The sequence below is a fragment of the Paenibacillus sp. GYB006 genome (assembly GCF_036577645.1).
Classification (GTDB): domain Bacteria; phylum Bacillota; class Bacilli; order Paenibacillales; family Paenibacillaceae; genus Paenibacillus.
In genome coordinates, this window is the sequence record NZ_JARBDA010000013.1 from 1 (window position 1) to 21,511 (window position 21,511).

The window sequence follows — 21,511 nt, forward strand, 5'->3', positions numbered from 1 at the left end:
AGCCCACCTCAAGATGAGATTTCCCAATGAGTAAGACCCCTTGAAGACGACGAGGTAGATAGGCTGGGGGTGGAAGTGCAGCAATGCATGGAGCTGACCAGTACTAATCGGTCGAGGGCTTATCCTATAAGCTTTCTGAAGGAAAGCATAAGCTATAAATCGTAAAGAATGTTTCGTATCTAGTTTTCAGGGAGCAAAACCTTGTAAAACGCTATTGGTTTTATACACACTTTATCGTGATGTACCAAAACCAACGCGGATCGCATTTGTTTCACAAATGCTCGTTTGGTGGCGATAGCGGAGGGGTTCCACACGTACCCATCCCGAACACGACCGTTAAGCCCTCCAGCGCCGATGGTACTTGGACCGCAGGGTCTTGGGAGAGTAGGACGCCGCCAAGCACAGCACTACAAACACACTTTCGATGTATATCGGAAGTGTGTTTTTGTATGTATACTTGCTAATCTATGTGCTCTGTAAACAGTCGGATTATATAGATGATTTCCTCTAGTTTCATTATAATTTGTCCCCAAATAAAACTGGCTTATTCACTTGCTAGATATGAAATAACGTCTTTTAATTTCTCCAAGTTGCCTTTCCCGCTGACATCACTGAATTGAGTGTAATATCCCTTTGAGCCTAACTCCTTGGCCATTGTAAATGTAATGGTATTAATGGCACCCCTTTGTTATTCGCATATCTTACCATCTTATGTAGAATCGATGGATACGTAACATGGTTAATGCTTTCAACGCTTTTGATATTTTAAGTCCTGTGACAAGAACAGTTTTAATATCTGAACAAGGTATTTGATCCAGGATAGAGAAGTATACAAAATAATATATACGTAATTTTTGCGCTTAGAAAGGATATTATTTTATGATGATCATGATTAATGGTGCATTTGGATCGGGAAAAACGACGGCCGCGAAGGCTTTGAATAAGAAGATTCCAAACAGTATGATTTTTGACCCGGAAGAGATTGGTTATATGCTGAGAAAGGTTATACCAGACGAGGTGAAATATAAGGAAGAACAAACGGATGATTTTCAAGATTTAGAGTTGTGGAGAACACTTGTTGTCGCTTGTGCTAAAGAATTAAAACGAAAATATAACCGTACACTGATTATACCAATGACTCTATATAAACTTGAGAATTATGAATATATAAGGCAAGGCCTTGGGGAAATAGATTCAGAGATGTATCATTTTTGTCTTACTGCATCTAAAGATACAATCCATAGTAGGCTGAATGACCGAGGAGAAACACCTGGTGAATGGGTATATCGACAAACGGAACGTTGTATCGCGGCATTCGAAGATGCACGGTTTGAGATTAAACTTGATACAGACCAGATGAAAAGAGAAGAAGTCGTTAAGACGATTTTGGATCACATCAAAGGAGGGCACCTGACATGACATCTACCGAAACCCATATTTATATGGTTAGACATGCAGAATCTATATATATTCATGGAGAGGAACGTTCACGAGGTCTTACGGAGAAAGGATTAGAGTACGCGAAGTGTGTTGCAAATGTGTTCGCCGATATTAAGGTAGATGCTGTGGTCTCAAGTCCATATAGAAGAGCTATTCAGACGGTTCAATATGTAGCGGATCAAAACAGGCTACCGATCGATGAATATGAAAATTTACGCGAACGTTTGATAAAAGGACCCCTTTATGAGGAAAAATGGGAGGTCATTCTCCAGGCCATCAAAAAGTCATTTGATGACAAGGATTACTCGCTGCACGGAGGGGAGTCGACAAAGCAGGCACAAGAGCGGTCTATTCCTGTACTTGAACTATTGCTGGAACAATATGCAGGAAAGCATGTTGTCATTGGTACCCACGGAAATATTATGACCATTATGATGAACTATTACGATTCAAATTATGGGTTTCGCTTTTGGAAACAAACCACGATGCCGGATATCTATCATTTAATTTTTCGTGATATGAAGCTGACTAAAGTAGAGCGCATGTGGAATACCCCCATACACCAAGAATAAAGGAGAATGATTTATGAAGAACGATACCATTAAAGCATATTGTCTTTCTAAAAAGGGGGCAACAGAAGATTACCCTTTTGGTCCTGCGCCCCTTGTTGTCAAAGTTGGAGGCAAGATGTTTGCCTTAATTACGTTCAATGAGAAACAGCAATCGACAGACATTTCTCTCAAATGTGATCCCGTGATAGCTGAGAATCTACGGGAACAACATGAAGAAGTTGTCCCCGGTTATCATCTCAACAAGAAGCACTGGAACTCGATATCTCTTCAAGGAAGCTTATCACTTGAGGATATTATATCAATGATTGATCATTCCTATGAGCTGGTACTAAAAAGCCTGACTAAAAAACAACAAGAGTTAATCCTTAGTTCTTAAGCAGTCAATGCGTTTTCGTGATTTAGAAGGGCTTCATGTTTAATGTGTCGATCTTCTCATCCGTAATATCGATTCCCATACGTTTCGTAATATCACGGTAATGGCCAGCTCTTCGGAGAACAGGACTACCTTCTACTTCACCAAGACCGGCCTCAAGTCCGTTCAGTACAAGAATGCTCGCTCCAAAACCCGGGGTAAGCCCTTTCGCTTTTTCAGCCGGAGTTGGTTTCCATCTGCCTGCCATCACATCATGTGCTGATGGTTTAGGTTCTTGTGGTGTCATCCAGAATAAGATTGCCGTCATATATCCTAGTTTCCCGTCTTCCGCCACTTGATCTGGAGTTTGCAGAAGAACATTTTTGTCTCCGTAAATGATAGAACTGAATAATCCATAATTAAAATTCCAGCTCAGCATGATCGGACCCCGTCCGTAATATCGCTGACCACTTACTCCAGGAAATAGCTTGGCCGAAGCTGGATCAACAAAGGCATCCATATTTACTCCTGTACGTCCTGCAATATTTTCATTCCAGAATAGGCCCCATTTTAGTTCCCCTCCAGGTGCACCAGCCCATCCTCCTCCCGTTTCATGGGATAGATTAGCGAGAAAAGCAGCAAGTTCTCTTTTTCGGTCTTTTTTAAATCCTTCCTTTAAGAAGGCACCAAAGTCCACAATAACCGTTTCTAACGTTTTTTTCTTATTTTCATCTGAATTAAAATCATCCGATCGAAGAATAAGGGTTTCCACTTTTGCTTCTTTATCTAATCTAACGATTTCTTGCGAAGAGGGCGAACCTGTTCGTGTACTAATTTTAATTTTTAGGTTAGACACTTCTTGGACTGCTTGCATTAAGTTGGCGTACGAAAAATAATCACTTTGGTCCTCTTTAAAGTATTCCTTTCCCTTAGCAACCTTGAACCATTCTTTAGAACCAAGCCGATAAGGAAATAACTCCTCAAAATCTTGCTCCGATAATAATGCTTTTACCGCCTCTATAGATTTATCAGGTGAATAATCAGGATCGATATCGTCCCATTCCTGAGTAATATCTTTACGAGATAGCAAACGGTGTTCTCCGAGTTCTAGGGTACTGCCTTTGTACTGAATTAAGCTGAGGCTTCTTAATTTCGTTAGTCCTTCGGATGAAGTATTAGAAGCTGGCGAAGTTGAGTTTGTTTTTAGTTCCTGGGCGGCAGTAGTTAATGGTGATAGTAATAGAGCTGAGCTGAGGGCAATGCCTACACTTTTATAGGCAAGGGATTTCTTAGCCAGACGTTTCTTTTCATTCATCGTTATTCTCCTTCCACTCATTAAAATGGACTTGGTTTTCAAACATATCATAAAAATCCTTAAAAAATTTGTACATAGTTCCTAAATCCCGTGTTCTGGTCATTCCTTATGGCTCTAAAGGGACAGTTATATATAGAATATAGAAATAGGACAAAGAGAGTAGAAAATGCCGGAGAATTAGAGTGATTGCTGTCGATCATTTTAGGAAAACTAGGATTTGTGTATGTGCAAACGTGTAGGGATAAATTACAACACAATGAGTGGAAGAGATGGAACAGATTTATAAATAAAGGGTAATGATTATAGAAGTGAGAAGTGGAAGAGGGTTATGAATTAGGACACAATAGAAAATGACATCTTTATTTTTTAAAAAATTGTGACAGAATAAATGAATGGATGATAGATTTTGAATAATTTTGATAGAAAATGATTGTTTTTTGATGATTTTATGATACTATAAGAGCTGGCAGGAGGAGTGGGAATGCTTACTGAAGAACGATACCGTTTGATTTTAGAACGCTTACAATCACGCGGCGTTGTCAAACTGCAAGAACTTGTAGAGTTGCTAGGGGCTTCTGAATCAACAGTTAGAAGAGATCTTATTGATCTGGAGGCAAATCGTCTGCTCAAGCGAGTGCATGGTGGTGCTTCACTAATTACACAGAAAAGCACTGAACCCGGTATGGATGAAAAAACATTCAAAAACATTCATGAGAAAAATAAAGTTGCCAGGCTTGCAGCGGAGCAATTGCAAAATGGCGATTGTATCTATCTAGATGCAGGTACAACAACACTTTCCATGATTCCTTATATAGAAGCAGAGAATATTACAGTGGTAACGAATGGCCTGTCTCATGTGGATGCGTTAGTCTCCAAAAATATTCGCAGTTACTTGCTTGGCGGCTTGATGAAAACGCATACGAAAGCAGTCGTAGGGAGTATCGCACTTCAAAATATGAATCAATTCCGTTTTGATAAATCGTTTATTGGTACGAATGGAATTGATGTAAAGATGGGGTATACTACTCCTGACCCGGAGGAAGCCTTAATAAAACGGAATGCGCATTTGTTGTCTGGTGAAACTTTTGTGCTAGCTGACTCCAGTAAATTTGGTGAGATTACGTTTGCTAAGTTGTTTGACTTGAATGAAGCAACGTTAATTACCGATATGGTACCAGAACCATATAAAGTTCCCATTGGTCAGAAATATAAAGTAATTGAGGGATGAACAATGATCTATACAGTGACACTGAATCCTTCCATTGATTACATCGTGGAAGTTGAACAATTACAGCTCGGACATTTAAACCGAATGAAACGGGATTTGAAGTTACCTGGAGGAAAAGGGATTAACGTTTCTAGAGTTCTTACCCAGCTTGGTGCAGAGAATACAGCGATGGGATTCCTTGGCGGATTTACAGGTGAATTCATTCGTGATTTCTTATCCAAGAGCTCGGTCGCTTCCGACTTTGTATCGATTTCCGATGATACAAGAATTAATGTGAAGCTGAAGCATGGCGATGAAACGGAAATTAATGGGCTTGGACCTGCTATTACGAATGAAGAAGCGCAAGCTCTTGTAGCAAAGCTCTCTCAATTGAAAAAAGGTGACATTCTCGTTCTATCGGGCAGTGTACCTCCTTCTCTTGGCAGTGACTTTTATAAGCGTTTAATTCAGGTTTGTAAAGAAGCAGGGGCTGACTTTGTTATCGATACAACTGGAGAAGCCTTGTTACAAGCACTGAAAGATAAACCTCTTCTTGTAAAGCCGAATCACCATGAACTGGCTGAACTATTTGGCGTTACCATTGATACCAAGGAAGATTTGGTGAAATATGGCCGGAAACTTCTTGAAGAAGGTGCTAAACATGTGCTCATCTCTATGGCGGGTGAAGGTGCATTGTTGATTACGGATAACGAGGTATATCATGCGAATGTTCCTGCTGGTAAAGTGAAGAATTCAGTAGGTGCTGGAGATTCCATGATTGCTGGATTTATTGGAACGTTCGCTCTTACAGGCGATGTACTGAAATCTATCCGTACGGGTGTTGCCTCAGGCAGTGCAACTGCGTTCTCCGATGATCTAGCAGTAAAAGAACAGATTGAGTCGCTGATTCCTCAAGTACAAATTAATGAGTGGAAATAACTTACATCATGGGTAAGGATATTCGATTTTTAATACTTGCCTAAGTAAAGGAGTGCATACTGTGAGAATTACGGATCTGATGATCAAAGAAGTAATGATAATGGATTTAAAGGCAACAACAAAGGCGGAAGCAATTGATGAACTGATTGCGAGCCTTAACAAAAGCGGACGTATTAATGACCCGGAATTGTTCAAGGAAGCGATCTATAAGAGAGAAGAGCAATCAAGTACGGGGATTGGTGGAGGTATTGCGATGCCGCATGCCAAAACTAAAGCAGTGAATGAACCAACGGTTGTTTTTGCAAAAAGCAAAGCAGGGATTGACTTTGATTCGTTAGATGGAGCACCAGCTCATGTATTCTTTATGATTGCTGCCCCAGAAGGAGCAGGGAATACGCATCTTCGTACACTTGCTGCTTTGTCTAAGCTATTAATTGACGCTGATTTCATCGAACAATTGATGAACACGAAAACGCCGGATGAAGTAACTGCATTATTTGATGAAAAGCAACAAACCGAAGAAGCGGAGCAAGCGAAAAAAGAAGCAGAAAAGGCAACTGCAGCTGAAGCAGGTTCTGCAGAAACAAAAGCTAAAGCAGAAACGAAATCAAAAACAGAAGCAGAAACAAAAGCTGATTCTTCCGAAGATTTTGTTGTAGCCGTTACGGCTTGTCCGACAGGTATTGCTCATACTTTTATGGCAGAAGATGCATTGCTTAAAAAAGCAAAAGAGATGGGAGTACAAATTCGGGTAGAGACGAACGGAGCAGAAGGAGCGAAAAACGTTCTGACTGAAGATGAAATTCGCCGAGCAAAAGGGGTCATCATTGCAGCTGGTAAAAAGGTTGATCTGGACCGTTTCCATGGAAAACCTGTACTTCAGCGCCCAGTAGCGGACGGAATTCGTAAACCAGAAGAACTAATCACCAAGGCTTTAAAAGGTGATGCACCTATACTTCATGCAGATTCTGCGTCATCCTCTTCTTCTGCGGATGAAGAAAAGACAAGCATAGGAAGTACGCTCTATAAAAACCTCATGAACGGGATTTCGCATATGCTGCCATTCGTGGTGGGTGGAGGTATCCTGCTTGCCATCTCCTTCTTGATTGAACAAGCAGCTGGTGCGGATAGTCCGATCTTCCAGTTATTGCAGACGATTGGCGGCGGAGATGGAGCATTCCACTTCCTAATTCCGGTCCTTGCTGGTTTTATTGCGATGAGTATTGGGGATCGTTCAGCTCTCATGCCAGGTATGGTCGGCGGTTTAATGGCAGTAAATGCAAACGCTGGATTCCTTGGCGGTCTTGCAGCCGGTTTTCTAGCGGGTTATGTGATCCTTGGCCTGCGTAGAGTATTTAAATATTTACCATCAGCGATTGATGGACTAAAATCCATTATGCTTTATCCTGTTTTTGGTCTTCTGATTACCGGTGCAGTAATGTACTACATTCTTTCACCGATTTTCAGTTGGATTAACGTAGGTTTGGTGGATATACTGAATAACCTGGGTACAGGGAATATGGTGCTTCTTGGTGTCATTCTTGCTGGAATGATGTCCGTTGATATGGGTGGTCCGTTTAATAAAGCTGCATATACGTTTTCCATTGGTGTCTTTACTTCTAGCGGGAACGAGAACGGGCTAATGATGGCAGCAGTAATGGCCGGCGGTATGGTTCCGCCACTTGCCATTGCACTCGCTACGACGTTCTTCAAAAATAAATTTACTGAACAAGAACGTAAATCAGGTGTAACGAATTACGTGCTGGGACTCTCCTTCATTACCGAAGGCGCGATTCCATTTGCAGCAGCTGATCCGCTTCGTGTCCTGACTTCCTGTATTATTGGTTCCGGTATTGCAGGCGGACTAACACAATTGTGGGGAATTAACCTTCCTGCACCGCATGGCGGTATTTTTGTAGCAGCACTTGCTAACCATGCACTGCTGTTCTTACTTGCTGTAGTCATTGGAGCGATTGTGTCTGGTCTGATTCTCGGATTATGGAAAAAACCAATTGAAGTAAAAGCATAAAATAAATGAAGATGAAACCTGGAAGGGAATATCCTTCCGGGTTTTATTTTTTATAAGGCTAATCCAGAAGCGTGACTTCATCGCCTTCGGTAACAATACCCGTATGCAGTACAGAAGCATATATACCAAACTGGTTATTTCGCTCAGTAACTACCTTCTTCAGCAGAGAGGGGTCTCGCTTCGCATTTTCTGGATCAATATTAATGATGGAACATCGTTTACATGGTCGTTTAATTAGTAAGATAACATTCTCTCCGATTTGCATCCTTTTACCAAACCATTGTTCCTCCATAAAAGGAATCTGCTCAGCCAGCGACAAAACGAAGTTTGGTCGAAATCTACGTGAATCCACTTCATTATTTCCCCATAGTTTCTCAAGTTGTGTAATGGAAGCGTCTGTGACGAGTTGAATAGGTTCCTCTTCGATCGCTCCTAAAGGCACATGAGCAGGTTCGTACTGGATCGGCACAATTTCTTTTTTATACAATTCCTCTAATTTACGAGTCAGTTCCTCATCACCAAAGTAATATTTCTGTGCCTCAGGTGTAATGACTTCCACACGCGGATAATGCTTCCCTATTTCTTGAGCTGTAAAGCTGGCCTGAAAACTAGCCATTTGTGGCAATTGAGTAATCGTAACATATTGATTTTGATTTGATTTGTGTACAAAAGCATGACTGCGATCCCCATAAAGTCCATATTCCATCACTTGAGTACAAGGCACCCGTTCTCCTTGGAACGATTTTATAGGATGACGTACAATTTCTTTGATCCGGCCGACATACATTGAGTTCACTCCTTCGATTTCATGAAAAGGTTGTGCAAGGTGGTAGATAACACTTATAGATATATAATAACTTGTTTATGGTATTTTTTGGGGTAACAATAGAAGAAAACAGGGAAAGAGGATGCGAATGGGACAAATCGTCTTAAAACCTTATAAAGATTCATGTCATGAACAAGTTGTACAGTTATATCTGGCGGTGACAGCGAAGTATAAACATGCGATTTTTTGGTGGCCAGGTCCGGAAGAAAATCACGATAATGTGTACTGTGCCTTTGACAGAGAGACCCTTGTTGGAAAAGGACAAGTCGAAATCATAACCATTCAATCTCAGGATGAGACCGGTGTATACGAAGGAACGAAAGACGGTACAGTGGAGAGCTATCACCAGATCTATATGAATATAAAGGTAAGACCGAAGTATCTAATCAGGAGGAAGTGTTTCAGTTACTTTACGGTGCATTATATGAACGTGCGCTTGTCCTCGCTCAAGATCTTCCTAAGACGCATTCCGTACAGCTTTGTGTAGGAAATCATCAGGGAGAACAGGAGAATTCAGCGCTTTTTGAGAAGCGTGGTTTTACTCCGATGTATCGCCAGTATGAGATGGAAAAAGAGCTGAATAGTGTACAGGAAGCTTCCAATTTACAGATCCCTGAACTTCAGTTCATCCAAACTGCACTTGAATCTTCTGATGAAGAACAACGCTATCTGCGTACAGAAAGCACGATATGGCCGGAATATCCACTTGGGTTACATCGACTTCGTCAGTTGAAAGGAAGAACTGATTTCACTAGCTTTGCTGCACTAGATCCGGATAGCCAGCTCGTAGCCAGCGTCATGGTGTGTCAAGAAAATGAGAAATCAGGTTCCATTGAAGAAGTATTTGTCGTACCGGCTTGGCGAAAAAAAGGAATTGCAACGCATCTTATCCGTTATGGCTTGCAATACTTGCAGGAAAAGGGATATACTGCAGCAAGACTAAGTGTGCAGACAAAGAATGAAAAAGCATTGGAGCTTTATTATCAATCTCTCGGTTTTACGATCTCAGGTGAAGAGCATCGTTATGGAAAAGATCTGATTAAGATTGATTCCCTTTCACACAGATAAGAAAATTCTTTCGTTCATAACTATCAAATTATATAATAGTAAAAACTGGATGAACCCGGATTTCCCTCCTAGGAAAAAACGGGTTTCTTTATTTTATGGAGGAGGAAGCATGTATGATGTATACAAGCATGTAAACAAAATGCCTAGCATGTATTAATCCGAGGGGAAATATCATAGTTATTTCCTGTTTTTTTATTCTGAAACAAGAGTGTCTGGTTCTTATAAATCGATAAATGTGTGCGAGATTTTACTCTTTTCATCAGGAGATTCCCAAGGTTCCTGACAAGAAAACATAAACTTTGTCAAAGAAAATAATATCCTGCGATTACCCGAGAAATATCAGCGGTTACTAGCAAGAGATCGGGAGGGAAGATACATAATGAGTGATATCGAGATTGGTGATTTACGACTATCAGAGCTTCGAGAGCATCCTGAAGATTACCAAAATATTTGCCGGAGACTGTACGGGTATAATGTAAGAGCGAGTAACGGGCTGCTGCAGAAGCCGGGGCAAAACATCCACTTGTATTTGAAAAATGCCAGTTCAGAAGTCGTCGGAGGTATTTTTTGTGAGTCATGGTTATATGGGCTATACATTGATGTGCTATGGATATCAGAAGATTACCGAAAAGCGGGGTATGGCAGGCAGATGCTGCTTGAGGCAGAGCGCAGGGGGAAGGAGATGGGCTGCTTATTCGCACATACCTCCACGTTTTCTTATCAAGCTCCCTCCTTTTATGAGAAGAATGGATATGAAATCTATGGCGTAAATGATGAATACCCAGAGGGGATCAAACAGTATTTTTTAAAGAAAAAGTTGGAATGAAAGTGAAAAGGGGTGGAATGAATGCTTACCATTCAAAAGGTGGAGATGGAACATCTACCGACATTAGCAATGTTGCTCGAAGAGTTAACAGGTGAAAAAACAAATTTCACTAAATTAGAAGAAACCTATCAAAGGTTGCTGCATAATGAGAATTATGAAGTGCTGGGTGCTGTTTACAATGGGGAGCTTGTTGGATCAGTGATGGGAATCTATTGTGAGGACTTGGCTGGTGACTGTAACCCCTTTATGGTAATTGAGAACGTTGTGGTCTCTTCCAAGGCGCGCAGACAAGGAGTCGGCCGTAAAATGATGGACCGAATGGAGGAACTTGCACGAAGCAAGAATTGCTCTTACCTTATTTTGGTATCGGGAGCAGGGCGAGCGGAAGCACATCGGCTGTATGAGTCTCTTGGATACAATGAGAAAGAGTCAGTGGTAGGATTTCGAAAATATTTAGATTAGGGGTGAGGAATTGAGCAAATCATGGCGTTTTGTACTTGAAGGGGCAGTGGTTCTCATGCTGATCTTTGTGATTATGCCGATTTTATCGGGAATGGTTATGACATGGATGTATGTTCCTCAGATGATGCAAAGTGAGTCTGCATCTGTTCAATCATTTGAAGCTTCTCCTCTACTGATGATCGGTATGGCTTTATTGACGCTCTTCGTCTATATGATGATTCGAACCGGAATAACACGGATGATCAGGAAGGGGAAATCAAGTGAGTGAACAAATACATGTAGTAAGAAGAAAAAGAGATCTAGCAGTAATCATTTTTTTAATCCCGTTACTTTCCTCTTATATTTATTTTCTGGTCAAAAATAGTACGCTTGAGATTCCGCTACTTCTTTATGTCTTATCCGTATGTTGTTATATGTATGTGATCGGATTTTTCCTGTATAAATTATTTCTAATACTAAAGTATTGTTTTACATACTATCCACTTCGCTTCGTCGAACTCGAGTTATTACCTGGGTCATTTCGTCTAGGCTCTTGTAGCGTGAAGACTTCGGAGATTGAAGCCATTCGGATCGATGGATACTGGAATTCCACGATAGGGGTTAAGCTGAAGGGGAGAAAACAAATTCCTCTTCATTTAAGGTTGAAATATCAGAATACATTGCAGGAAGACGAAATTATGAAGGAGCTGCGAACCTGGTCCGAGATCCACCAGATTCCTATTCAGTATAAACGCATATCTTACTAATTTAGTAGAGAGGAAGGATACCGAGGTGGAGCAGAAACAATATGTAATTACGAAAAAAGATCGTAAATCACAGCTGGCAGCTACTATATTATTTTTTTTAATGCTGTTAGGTATTAGCGTTCTTCAACGAAAGACAGATCATGTGTTGCTGCACGTTCTTTCATTCGTATTGATTCTGGTATATATCGTGCTTATAGGGTATGAGCTTTATTATTACTTCACCTATACTCGCACTCGTAGAGAACAGTTACTGATCATCAAGGAAGACCGGCTTATAATGCAAGGAGAGGTGATATTCCCCTCTCAAATTGATCTAATTGTCTCAGAAGGATATCTCAATTCTTCGATAGGAATTAAACTAAAGAAGCGCAAATGGATTCCTCAGCGTTTACAATTTATATTTGCAAATCCTAATAAGGAACAAGAAGCATTTGATCAGTTGCAGGAATGGGCAGATACATATCAGATTGAAATCCGGGAGGGAAAAATCAGATCGATAATATAGTATAGAAGGGAGAGGAATATTTATGAATGAGCCTCAGATTGAAGTTATTTCGAGGAGAAGATACAGGAATCTGTTCGCCATGGGGATGTACACCTTATTGATGGGGGGATATAAAGCGATTGCTCATATGGATAGGGATTACATAAATGTATTCATAGTTATAACCGCTGTATTGTTTCTATTTGAACTAGGGCTGCTGCTATATCAATGGTCTGTCAAACCTAAAAGCATCCAACTTCATAAGGGGTGCATTATCGTAGGTAACCGTATGTTTCATACAGATGAGCTGAAGTCCATTATTATAGAGGAGTATTATGGGCCGCATATTGGAATCAAACCTAAAAATAAGAGACTCGTACCCTTATGGCTTGCATTTCGGGTGCTGGATAAGCAAAAAGCAGATCATGCCTTCGATGAAATACATGAATGGGGAGAGCGAAACGAAGTTCCTGTACTCACCCAGCGAATGTGGACACTATAATTAGATACGTAAAAACCTCCCGAACCTGTTTCATTCGTAGCAAACTTGGGAGGTTTTTTTGATGTGCTTAATAGTTAATGATATGAAATATTTAGCTGATTAAATTCACCGTGTGGTTGGATAAGATCCATTCTTGTGATCTTGGAACAAGATTGTTACCCATAGAGAGATGATCAGAATGAGCTCAAAAATATTTGTGGCTGCTGAACTTTCGAAAGGAAGAGGAACCAGTTGCCCTATAAAAAGTAACGCGGTTCCGACAAACATCCATATCCATTTTTGCCGAAAGATTAAGATGATGCCGATGATTAGGAGTATTAGACCCACCACAATAACCATGATTGGAGGTCCTGAGGTGCCTTCTGCTGCATAGCGAAGAACACCGTATTCCTGAACTAGTTGCAGATTTTTCACTTCATGTAAGGTTTGAGCAAAGACCTGATACAGTATCAATGCTAATGTTAAAATCCAGGCGGAGATCCGTATGTATGTTTTCGAAGCAAAAGCTGCTCCTGATCTTTGAAGTATGTAATAACCTACAAGGACAAGACCCGGTGTGACAAAAGCATGAATCCAAAAACGAAGACTGCTTAATATCATAAGGGGCTTACCTTCGCCAATGGCATTGCCAGCTGCAATGATGCCGTTATCGTAAGCAAGGCCAAGTGCTAAGATCACGAGTAAAATCGGGTAATGAAACCACTGCTTTGTCCGTGCCAAATGGGTGAACATGAACAATAACAAGATAATGTAAGCGATTGTAATGACTGAGTAAATCCAGAAATCCATGCGATCCCACCTTCTATTCGATTTTTTCTTCTTTATTCCATAAGCCTATTCACCAATATGTATAATAATGAAACGAATATACTTGCTGAACCAGATTCGCATAACAAACGATAAAGTGAAACCGTTTCGGTCAATGGGAAGACACAATATTTTTATGCATAATTTTACCTCCTGCTGCGAATAGTAAAGGAAAATTCAGGGGGGTTACAAAGGATGTGTAAACGTTATTCGCTTGCAGCAGATTTGGATGAAGTTCGTGATCATTTTGGTGTGCAGCGGGTTATGTATTATTACAAAAACCGTTACAATATTAGCCCGACACAACATGCTCCGCTCATACTTTATGAAGATGGGGAACGTATCATGGACGAATATCGTTGGGGATTTATTCCTTTTTGGGGCAAGGATGCTGTTAACGCAGACTTGATGTCTGTTCATGATAATGTGACTTATCGGAGAATGGTAGAAACAAAACGGTGCATTATTCCTTGTAATGGTTTCTTTTACTGGCGTCAGGAAGGCAAACGAAAATATGCCGTTCGCGTAGTTATGCCGGATCGTTCTATGTTTGGAGTCGCGGGTCTCTATGAAATTTGGAAAGATACCAATAAGGTTCCACTTCGGACCTGCACCATGCTGATGTCGAATGCTAATCTAACTATTCGAGAATTTGATACCCGAATGCCGGCGATTTTAACAAAAGAAGCGATTGATGCCTGGCTTGATCCAGGAATTACGGAAGTACATCAACTGCTTCCTTATCTTACATCTTATCGGGATACGCCGATGGAAGTATATCCTGTATCATCGCTCGTGGGCAATGACAACCATGATTCACTGGATTGTGTAAAAGAAGTAGATATGCGAATGGCTATGATCAAACCTTAACACCTGAACATCGTTAATACACATGACCATACCAGGACGGCAGTAAAGCCGTTTTTGGTATGGTCATGTGTATTTTTACAGCCTTATTATTTACGATGTCTTGCATAGAAACTTTAAAGTAACTATACTTGTTTCAGTAAGCAAGGAAAAGTTTACTAATATTATAGCTGTAAATGTGGGAGTGATAGAGATGAATTCAAAATATAATCTTCTTTTTGATCAAGTTACCTTACCGAATGGAATGATCTTAAAAAATAAAATGATGATGGCGCCGATGACGAATTGGTCTTCTAATGAGGACGGAACTGTATCAGATGCAGAGCTGGAATATTATGCTCGCCGCTCTAATGGAGTAAGTGTCGTTGTTACTGCAGTTGCGTATGTAACAGATAACGGCGTAGGTTTTCCAGGTCAGTTTTCGGTATCGGACGATTCTTTTGTGCCAGGTCTTAAGAAACTGGCGGATACCATTAAAAAACAAGGTGCTAAAGCCGTGTTACAGATTTTTCACGCGGGCAGATTATCTCCCCCTGATTTGGTAGGCGGAGATGTTGTAAGCGCGAGTGCAATTGCAAGTGAAAGACCAGGATCGCCTGAACCGCGTGAACTGCAGGATGCTGAGATTGTTTCAATTATTAAGGATTTTGGAGAAGCGACTCGCCGTGCAATTGAAGCAGGTTTTGACGGGGTTGAGATTCATGGAGCTAACGGTTACTTAATCCAGCAGTTTTTCTCCCCTCATTCAAACCGTAGAGAAGACCGCTGGGGTGGAGATGTAGAGAAACGACTTACATTCCCGCTTGCTGTGATCGATTCCGTTCAATCCGCAGTTAAGAAATATGCGAAAGGTCCCTTTATTGTTGGATATCGTTTTTCACCAGAAGAACCGGAGACACCGGGACTGACAATGGAAGACACTTTCGTATTAACGGATGCACTGCTTGAGAAAAACCTGGATTATCTTCATGTTTCGCTTACCGATTTCTGGTCCAAACCAAGACGTGGCGCGGACGATTCTAAAACCCGAATGGAATGGATTGCAGAGCGTGTAGGTAACCGAGTTCCGCTGGTCGGAGTTGGTAACATTCATACAGCGGATGAGGCACTAAGTGCACTGAATACCAATGTATCCATGATAGCACTTGGCAGAGAATTGATTATTGAACCCGACTGGGTTGAAAAGATTGAATCCGGCAATGAAGAGCATATTGCTGTGCACTTAACAAAAGAAGATCAGGAACGTCTTGTCATTCCGGATCCGCTGTGGAATATGATTCTCGGAGTCCCGGGCTGGTTCCCGGTACTTGATTCAGAAGAATCAAAATAATATGATGAGTATAAGGTCGGAAGCTTCCCGAAGCTTTCCGGCTTTATTGCTTTTTCTTAGATGCTCTATAATATAGTAAAATAAACAAAAGAGAGGATGTTTACAGCTTGAAGCACCCATTTGTACTCGAAGCTGTATGGAACGGTGGACGTAATAGTACCGGTACGATTGAAGCGGGACAGCTTCAAACCAAGATCTCAATTCCTAAAGAGATGGGTGGACCGGGGATCGGTACGAATCCGGATGAGATGCTGCTTGGAGCAGCTGCCACCTGTTATCTGATCACTCTTGCAGCAATGATGGAGCGTTCTGAACTTTCTGTAGAACAGCTTACCTTAACTTCAGAAGCGACCGTCGATGTAACAAACAATATATTTACGTATGAAACAATTACTCATCGACCGGTAGTTACTTTGAAGCAAGGCTCAACAGATTCGGATGTGGAAAAAGCATTTCATCTGTCGCATAAAGCGGAAAGTTCTTGTATGATCTCAAGAGCTGTTGCAGGAAATGTACAAATAAAAACAGAGCCAAGTGTGCTCGTAGACAGTATGTAAGGGAGGAAATACAAAATGACAACTTCAAAATTATTTGTATTTACAGGTTCTTATGCAGAGAAAGAAAATCCAGGGATTCATGTATATGAACTCGATGAAAATACATACGAGCTATCCCTGCGCAGTAAGCAGGGAGGAGTGAAGAACCCAACCTTTCTCCAAGTCGATTCGGATTCTAAGCAACTTATATCCATTGGAGAAATGGTGACAACCGATGGCTTAAAGTCAGGGGAAGCTCTAGCTTATCAGATTTTACCGGAGACGGGAGAACTGGAACTCATCAATCGTGGTCAGTCTGCTTATGCACCTACATGCCATGTTCAAAAGGATCCTCAAGGTGAGTATCTTGTGATCTCAAGCTACCATGGAGGCACAGTAAGTCTAGTATCATTAAAAGAAGATGGAAGCATCGGTAAAATGCTTGATTCCAAACAGCATAAAGGTCATGGGACACATCCAGAACGTCAGGATCGTCCTCATGTTCATTCTGCTTTCTTCTCGCCAGACGGAAGGTTTATCATGGTTCAAGATTTAGGGCTGGATACGATTTTTGTATATCAGATCGACCGGGAAGAAAATAAACTTGTGCTGCATCGTGAAGTGCATACGCATGACGCTGCAGGTCCACGTCATCTCGTATTCCATCCAAATGGCAAGTATGCCTATGTAATTAACGAAGTAGATTCTACGGTAACTTCTTATTCTTATGACGCTGAAGAAGGGAATTTAACGGCGATTCAAACGTTGCCTACGTTGCCAAGCGACTTCACAGGTGAAAATACGTGTGCAGAAATTACGATTTCGGCGGATGGGCGCTTTGTATATGGCTCTAACCGGGGTCATGACAGTATTGTTGTGTATGCCACTTCGGCGGACGGAACGCTCGAACATGTACAGCATATCTCTACGGAAGGTGCTCATCCAAGACACTTTTCGCTTACACCACACGGTAACCTGATGCTTGTCACTAATCGAGATACGAATAATATCGCTGTATTCGAAGTGAACAAGGAGACAGGCCGATTGACTTATACAGGTAAACAAGTGGAGTCACCAAAGCCAGTCTGCGTATGGTCCGTATATATGTAGTGTAGACACAGGAAATGTGGCTGCAAATAAAACAGCACCCTATGCTTCACGATTACATCGTGAGGACATAGGGTGCTGTTTTACTTATTGTTTAAGAGGAAGCTGGGATACATAACTATGTGACAAATCGAGAAGAGAAAGGGCATGATAGAAATCATTCTCTGTCGTTATATGATCCGTTTCTTGTATGTTCTTCAGTAAATGATGTTCTCCATCTTCAAATCCGCTGCCCGAGATGAAGACTTCATTGCTGTTCACAAACGAGCCGGTAGGCAGATAATAGCGTTCAGGCAATAAATTATAATCCTTTTGATTAAATAAATCTTGCCCGAAATGAATATGGTCTTCGAGTGAAATACCAAGCAGATTGGCTATAGTAGGCAAGATATCCACCTGACCACCAATTTGTTTCTGCTCTCCCTCAGGTGTGACACCGGAAGAAGCAATGACAAAAGGAATATTGATCATATCCGAGTAATCATAAGGATGCCCGAGTATTTCATTTAGCAATGACAGGTCTTCGTCATCTAGAGATGTAGTCGGCAGTCCAACATGATCTCCATATAGAACAACAACACTGTTATCCCATACCCCGCGATTTTTCAAATCCGCAATGAATGTACCAAGTTCAGCATCTGCATAATGCTGAGCACGAATATAGTTCCCCACAAAGGTATCATCATAACGTTCGGGAAGAGATAACGTCATTTTCTCTTCGGGAAGAGTAAACGGATGGTGAGCAGACATGGAAATGACTTGGGCATAAAATGGATTTGCTTCTTGATCCATCTCCTCTAATTTTTCCGCTGTTTTTTGATAGAGTACATGATCGGAAGCTCCAAAGAATACCGTATCTTCTTCACCAAAGAATGACTTGTCATAATAGTGATCGAACCCGAGTGATGAATATAGTTCGCCGCGATTCCAGAATTCTACGACATTGGTATGGAACGTAGCAGTATTGTAACCTTTATCTTTAAGAAGTCTTGGCAGGCTCGGCAACACTTTGTCTACGTAAGTCTGGACAGCCGCACCCTCAGGTGGGACATAATAGGAAGTGTTTACTACAAACTCAGCATCCGATGTATTCCCTTGGCCTACCTGATGATAAAAATGAGAGAAATAAGTATGATCTTGTACCAGCTTATTTAAATTCGGTGTAATTTCTTGACCATCGATTTTTAGATGAACCAGAAAATTTTGAAGGGATTCCATCTGAATGATAATGAGATTTTTCCCTTCTAAAGCTCCGTTTAGTTGTAGAATGTCAGCCTTATTTTCAGACAATCCTTTTAATTCATTAATCCATTCTTGCGTGATCTCTTCTGATGGAATAAGTTCCGCTTTCTTTTGATTAAGCAAGGTGTACGCTTCGTAATTGAAAATCCCCATTTGTTCTGCTTTGACTACTTCATTAAAACTGCCGCGATTTGTATAAATATTCAGTGATGTAATAAGAAGTGAGATAGAAAAAAGACAGGCAATGATTTTTTTATTTGCGGGTCTTCGTATCGCTTGTTTCCAGTTTCTCGCCGATTTATTCCTGAATAGTAAATAGCCAAACACGAGAACGTCCGTGAAGATCAGCAAGTATTGAGGATCGATTAGTGAGAAAACACTGTTGCTGACTGCGGTCACCTGATTCACTTGCTCTAATGCTTTGTAGGTGACAATAACACCATAGTATTTGTAATAAATAATAACTGCAAAGAAAATAGCGGTTAAAAGCAAATTGAAAATAGTATATATCATTAATTTTCGTTTCGTGGCAAACCACTCAATAAGACAGAAGATGAGCAGTATGAAAGGTAATTCTTTGAGCATAATGGCCCAGGAAGGTCCGTCATCAAAAACGCCAAACCAAGCTACATAACTCTTAAACAGCATAATTAGAGAGAAGAACAATAACGAGCGTGTGCAGATCATGGTGAGGACATTTGAAGCTTTGACAAAAACGGTTGACTTTTGCTCAGGAGTACTTGGGACATAGTTTATTAAAGCGTCGTCCTGAGATTTTACTTTTTCGAGTGGTGGTTTCATCAATTGTACTTAAGCCGGAATCTCATCTGCCGGACAAAAGTTATCCCTCCCTGCTAGATTCTATCGTTTTCCAGATATTTATCATATCTTCTAGCATTATAGTATAGGTCTTACTGGCTAATCAATTGTGCTTAAAACGTACAGTTCAAAAGTTCTTGTGTTTATATAAAAAATCAACATACTGCCCATTAGTATACTCGAGGTAACTACCCTACTTTAAAGTGCGTACTTCCTATTTGGATCTCTAGTATTTAGTATAAAGGGGAACTGACAAACGGAAGCCAGCTTGTCATGAAAACGAACTATAAAGGAGCGAATGATAATGAAATTACAATTAGCACTTGACCTTGTAAATATCTCAGAAGCTATTGAATTGGTAAAAGAGGTTGAATCTTATATTGATATTGTGGAAATTGGAACACCAATCGTCATTAATGAAGGACTTCATGCAGTGAAAGAAATGAAAGCAGCATTCCCTAATCTTACGGTACTCGCAGATCTTAAAATTATGGATGCGGGCGGTTACGAAATTATGAAAGCTTCCGAAGCGGGAGCTGATATTATTACTGTACTTGGTGCTACGGATGATATGACAATCAAAGGTTCCGTAGAAGAAGCAAAAAAACAAGGCAAAGAAATCCTCGTTGATATGATTAATGTGAAAAACATTGAACAGCGTGCGAAAGAGATCGATGCTCTTGGTGTCGATTATATTTGTGTCCATACTGGATATGATCTTCAAGCCGTAGGCCAAAACTCATTTGAAGATTTGCAGACGATTAAGAGAGCTGTTACAAATGCAAAAACAGCGATTGCGGGCGGAATTAAGCTGGAGACTTTGCCGGAAGTAATCAAAGCTGGACCTGATCTCGTTATTGTCGGCGGCGGAATTACTACCCAAGATGATAAAAAAGCAGTAGCAGCTGAGATGCAGCAATTGATTAAACAAGGGTAACCAAAAGCGATGGTAAAAAGTGATGTAGTATCGATCCTTAGGGAATTAGAAACGGCAGCGACTCTTCTAAGCGAAACCCAGCTAACGGAAGCGATGAATGTAATCGCCGGAGCAGGTCAGGTGTTCGTAGCGGGAGCAGGTCGGTCTGGCTTAATGGGAAAAGCGTTTGCCATGAGGCTGGCACATCTAGGTAAGCCTACTTTTGTAATTGGAGAAACGACGCCCCCTCCCATTCGTAAAGGAGACGTTCTGATTCTTTGCAGCGGGTCAGGTGAAACGAAAAGCTTGTTATCCATGGCCCAAAAGGCGAAAGCAATGGAGGCATCCGTCTTGGTTCTTACGATTCATCAAAATTCTTCGATTGGGCAGCTTGCGGATGTAATCATTCAAATTCATGCGGCAGCGAAGGAAGATGAAGGTAAGCGGCAATCTATTCAGCCCATGGGTTCACTATTTGAACAAAGTCTGATCATTACGCTTGATGGAATTATTCTATCATTAATGAGAAAGATGGATCAGGATACAAGAACCATGTTTGAAAGACATGCCAATCTTGAATAGTTTTCTTTAGCCCCTTTTGCTGCGAAATAGAAAGTTATAGTAGACTTAGGTGAAGGGGGCATGGTATCAAGTGGCAACAGAAATAAAAGATCGGATTAATCTTAAAGAAATTAATTGTGAGAAAGAACTGACGCTTGCTGTCATTGGCGGAAAGTGGAAGCTAATTATATTGTGGCACTTGGGTCTTGAAGGGACCAAACGTTTTAGTGAACTGAAAAAGATGATCCCTCATATTACACAGAAAATGTTGACCCATCAGCTGCGCGAACTGGAACAAGACCTTCTTGTTCATCGCAAAGTGTATGCAGAAGTTCCTCCGCGCGTGGAATATTCTTTGACGGATCATGGACAAAGCCTGATGCCAGTTTTACAAGCGATGTATAATTGGGGCAAACAATATGGTGAGAACGTGATATGGAAAGACGACGGTGAAGAGACGCCAGATCCTGACCATGAGCTGGTAATCGAGTAATAAGTTTATGAGCGGGTAATCGAATAATGAGTCTCGTCCTAAGGACTCGCTTCTGGAAACAGAAG

25 protein-coding genes and 2 rRNA genes are annotated in these 21,511 nt (G+C 41.0%); 23 read left to right on the forward strand and 4 right to left on the reverse strand.

The features are described 5' to 3' along the window. The 5 genes from PV403_RS20090 to PV403_RS20110 form a co-directional block, all read left to right on the forward strand. A 23S ribosomal RNA gene (locus tag PV403_RS20090) occupies positions 1 to 127 on the forward strand; the annotation flags it as partial. Between the two features lie 157 nt (positions 128 to 284). Further along, positions 285 to 401 (forward strand): 5S ribosomal RNA (gene rrf / locus PV403_RS20095). A 478-nt stretch (positions 402 to 879) separates the two neighbouring features. Continuing rightward, on the forward strand, positions 880 to 1,419 hold the full coding sequence (locus tag PV403_RS20100; RefSeq protein WP_332085769.1) for an AAA family ATPase: 540 nt from the start codon (positions 880 to 882) through the stop codon (positions 1,417 to 1,419). Then, on the forward strand, positions 1,416 to 2,012 hold the full coding sequence (locus PV403_RS20105; RefSeq protein WP_332085770.1) for a histidine phosphatase family protein: 597 nt from the start codon (positions 1,416 to 1,418) through the stop codon (positions 2,010 to 2,012). Before PV403_RS20100 ends, PV403_RS20105 begins: the two co-directional genes overlap by 4 nt. Positions 2,013 to 2,025: 13 nt before the next feature. Next, positions 2,026 to 2,388, forward strand: coding sequence for an MmcQ/YjbR family DNA-binding protein (locus tag PV403_RS20110; RefSeq protein ID WP_332085772.1), 363 nt, complete (start codon positions 2,026 to 2,028; stop codon positions 2,386 to 2,388). A 22-nt stretch (positions 2,389 to 2,410) separates the two neighbouring features. On the opposite strand, the gene PV403_RS20115 is transcribed toward PV403_RS20110, so the two are convergent. After that, positions 2,411 to 3,679, reverse strand: coding sequence for a chitinase (locus PV403_RS20115; protein WP_332085774.1), 1,269 nt, complete (start codon positions 3,677 to 3,679; stop codon positions 2,411 to 2,413). A 481-nt stretch (positions 3,680 to 4,160) separates the two neighbouring features. On the opposite strand from PV403_RS20115, the gene PV403_RS20120 reads away from it, so the two are divergent. The 3 genes from PV403_RS20120 (at position 4,161) to PV403_RS20130 (ending at position 7,854) form a co-directional block, all read left to right on the forward strand. After that, positions 4,161 to 4,907, forward strand: coding sequence for a DeoR/GlpR family DNA-binding transcription regulator (locus tag PV403_RS20120; RefSeq protein ID WP_213536253.1), 747 nt, complete (start codon positions 4,161 to 4,163; stop codon positions 4,905 to 4,907). A 3-nt stretch (positions 4,908 to 4,910) separates the two neighbouring features. Beyond that, complete coding sequence (pfkB, locus tag PV403_RS20125; protein ID WP_332085775.1) at positions 4,911 to 5,825, forward strand: 1-phosphofructokinase; 915 nt, start codon at positions 4,911 to 4,913, stop codon at positions 5,823 to 5,825. 61 nt (positions 5,826 to 5,886) lie between these two features. Then, a complete protein-coding gene (locus tag PV403_RS20130; protein WP_332085776.1) occupies positions 5,887 to 7,854 on the forward strand; it encodes a PTS fructose transporter subunit IIABC in 1,968 nt (655 codons plus the stop codon). A gap of 58 nt (positions 7,855 to 7,912) precedes the next feature. On the opposite strand, the gene PV403_RS20135 is transcribed toward PV403_RS20130, so the two are convergent. Further along, positions 7,913 to 8,641 (reverse strand): MOSC domain-containing protein, encoded by a 729-nt coding sequence (locus tag PV403_RS20135; protein WP_332085777.1) that lies wholly within the window; start codon positions 8,639 to 8,641, stop codon positions 7,913 to 7,915. A 127-nt stretch (positions 8,642 to 8,768) separates the two neighbouring features. Here PV403_RS20135 and PV403_RS20140 point away from each other — a divergent pair, with 127 nt between their 5' ends. From PV403_RS20140 to PV403_RS20175, 8 genes are all read left to right on the forward strand, one after another. Continuing rightward, on the forward strand, positions 8,769 to 9,167 hold the full coding sequence (locus PV403_RS20140; RefSeq protein WP_332085779.1) for a hypothetical protein: 399 nt from the start codon (positions 8,769 to 8,771) through the stop codon (positions 9,165 to 9,167). Then, on the forward strand, positions 9,077 to 9,748 hold the full coding sequence (locus tag PV403_RS20145) for a GNAT family N-acetyltransferase (RefSeq protein WP_332085780.1): 672 nt from the start codon (positions 9,077 to 9,079) through the stop codon (positions 9,746 to 9,748). The genes PV403_RS20140 and PV403_RS20145 overlap by 91 nt, the downstream gene beginning before the upstream one ends. Positions 9,749 to 10,127: 379 nt before the next feature. Next, the gene (locus PV403_RS20150; protein ID WP_332085781.1) at positions 10,128 to 10,574 is read left to right on the forward strand and encodes a GNAT family N-acetyltransferase; all 447 of its coding nucleotides are present in this window, start codon (positions 10,128 to 10,130) and stop codon (positions 10,572 to 10,574) included. A gap of 21 nt (positions 10,575 to 10,595) precedes the next feature. Next, on the forward strand, positions 10,596 to 11,036 hold the full coding sequence (locus tag PV403_RS20155) for a GNAT family N-acetyltransferase (RefSeq protein WP_332085783.1): 441 nt from the start codon (positions 10,596 to 10,598) through the stop codon (positions 11,034 to 11,036). Positions 11,037 to 11,046: 10 nt separating this feature from the next. Beyond that, on the forward strand, positions 11,047 to 11,304 hold the full coding sequence (locus PV403_RS20160; protein WP_332085784.1) for a hypothetical protein: 258 nt from the start codon (positions 11,047 to 11,049) through the stop codon (positions 11,302 to 11,304). After that, on the forward strand, positions 11,297 to 11,782 hold the full coding sequence (locus tag PV403_RS20165; RefSeq protein WP_332085786.1) for a hypothetical protein: 486 nt from the start codon (positions 11,297 to 11,299) through the stop codon (positions 11,780 to 11,782). The genes PV403_RS20160 and PV403_RS20165 overlap by 8 nt, the downstream gene beginning before the upstream one ends. 25 nt (positions 11,783 to 11,807) lie before the next feature. Continuing rightward, entirely contained in the window at positions 11,808 to 12,287 is a 480-nt protein-coding gene (locus tag PV403_RS20170; RefSeq protein WP_332085787.1) for a hypothetical protein, read from the forward strand. Between the two features lie 22 nt (positions 12,288 to 12,309). Continuing rightward, positions 12,310 to 12,768, forward strand: a complete 459-nt coding sequence (locus tag PV403_RS20175; RefSeq protein WP_332085788.1) for a hypothetical protein — start codon at positions 12,310 to 12,312, stop codon at positions 12,766 to 12,768. Positions 12,769 to 12,873: 105 nt separating this feature from the next. Here PV403_RS20175 and PV403_RS20180 read toward each other — a convergent pair whose 3' ends face one another. After that, positions 12,874 to 13,557 carry a hypothetical protein gene (locus PV403_RS20180; protein ID WP_332085789.1) on the reverse strand — a complete coding sequence of 228 codons (684 nt, stop codon included), beginning with the start codon at positions 13,555 to 13,557 and terminating at the stop codon, positions 12,874 to 12,876. 213 nt (positions 13,558 to 13,770) lie between these two features. On the opposite strand from PV403_RS20180, the gene PV403_RS20185 reads away from it, so the two are divergent. The 4 genes from PV403_RS20185 to PV403_RS20200 all read left to right on the forward strand — a co-directional run bounded on the left by PV403_RS20185 (position 13,771) and on the right by PV403_RS20200 (position 17,418). Then, positions 13,771 to 14,445, forward strand: coding sequence for an SOS response-associated peptidase (locus PV403_RS20185; RefSeq protein WP_213535515.1), 675 nt, complete (start codon positions 13,771 to 13,773; stop codon positions 14,443 to 14,445). Positions 14,446 to 14,635: 190 nt separating this feature from the next. Next, complete coding sequence (locus PV403_RS20190) at positions 14,636 to 15,772, forward strand: NADH-dependent flavin oxidoreductase (RefSeq protein ID WP_332085790.1); 1,137 nt, start codon at positions 14,636 to 14,638, stop codon at positions 15,770 to 15,772. A gap of 107 nt (positions 15,773 to 15,879) precedes the next feature. Further along, positions 15,880 to 16,329, forward strand: a complete 450-nt coding sequence (locus tag PV403_RS20195) for an OsmC family protein (protein WP_332085792.1) — start codon at positions 15,880 to 15,882, stop codon at positions 16,327 to 16,329. Positions 16,330 to 16,344: 15 nt separating this feature from the next. Further along, positions 16,345 to 17,418: a lactonase family protein gene (locus tag PV403_RS20200; RefSeq protein WP_332085794.1), complete on the forward strand. Its 1,074-nt coding sequence runs from the start codon at positions 16,345 to 16,347 to the stop codon at positions 17,416 to 17,418. Between the two features lie 84 nt (positions 17,419 to 17,502). Here PV403_RS20200 and PV403_RS20205 read toward each other — a convergent pair whose 3' ends face one another. Further along, positions 17,503 to 19,344 carry an LTA synthase family protein gene (locus tag PV403_RS20205; protein WP_332085856.1) on the reverse strand — a complete coding sequence of 614 codons (1,842 nt, stop codon included), beginning with the start codon at positions 19,342 to 19,344 and terminating at the stop codon, positions 17,503 to 17,505. A 436-nt stretch (positions 19,345 to 19,780) separates the two neighbouring features. Here PV403_RS20205 and hxlA point away from each other — a divergent pair, with 436 nt between their 5' ends. The 3 genes from hxlA to PV403_RS20220 all read left to right on the forward strand — a co-directional run bounded on the left by hxlA (position 19,781) and on the right by PV403_RS20220 (position 21,446). After that, positions 19,781 to 20,413: a 3-hexulose-6-phosphate synthase gene (gene hxlA, locus PV403_RS20210; protein WP_332085795.1), complete on the forward strand. Its 633-nt coding sequence runs from the start codon at positions 19,781 to 19,783 to the stop codon at positions 20,411 to 20,413. Between the two features lie 9 nt (positions 20,414 to 20,422). Further along, complete coding sequence (gene hxlB, locus PV403_RS20215) at positions 20,423 to 20,974, forward strand: 6-phospho-3-hexuloisomerase (protein ID WP_332085797.1); 552 nt, start codon at positions 20,423 to 20,425, stop codon at positions 20,972 to 20,974. Positions 20,975 to 21,044: 70 nt separating this feature from the next. After that, on the forward strand, positions 21,045 to 21,446 hold the full coding sequence (locus tag PV403_RS20220; protein WP_213535508.1) for a winged helix-turn-helix transcriptional regulator: 402 nt from the start codon (positions 21,045 to 21,047) through the stop codon (positions 21,444 to 21,446). Positions 21,447 to 21,511: the final 65 nt, after the last annotated feature.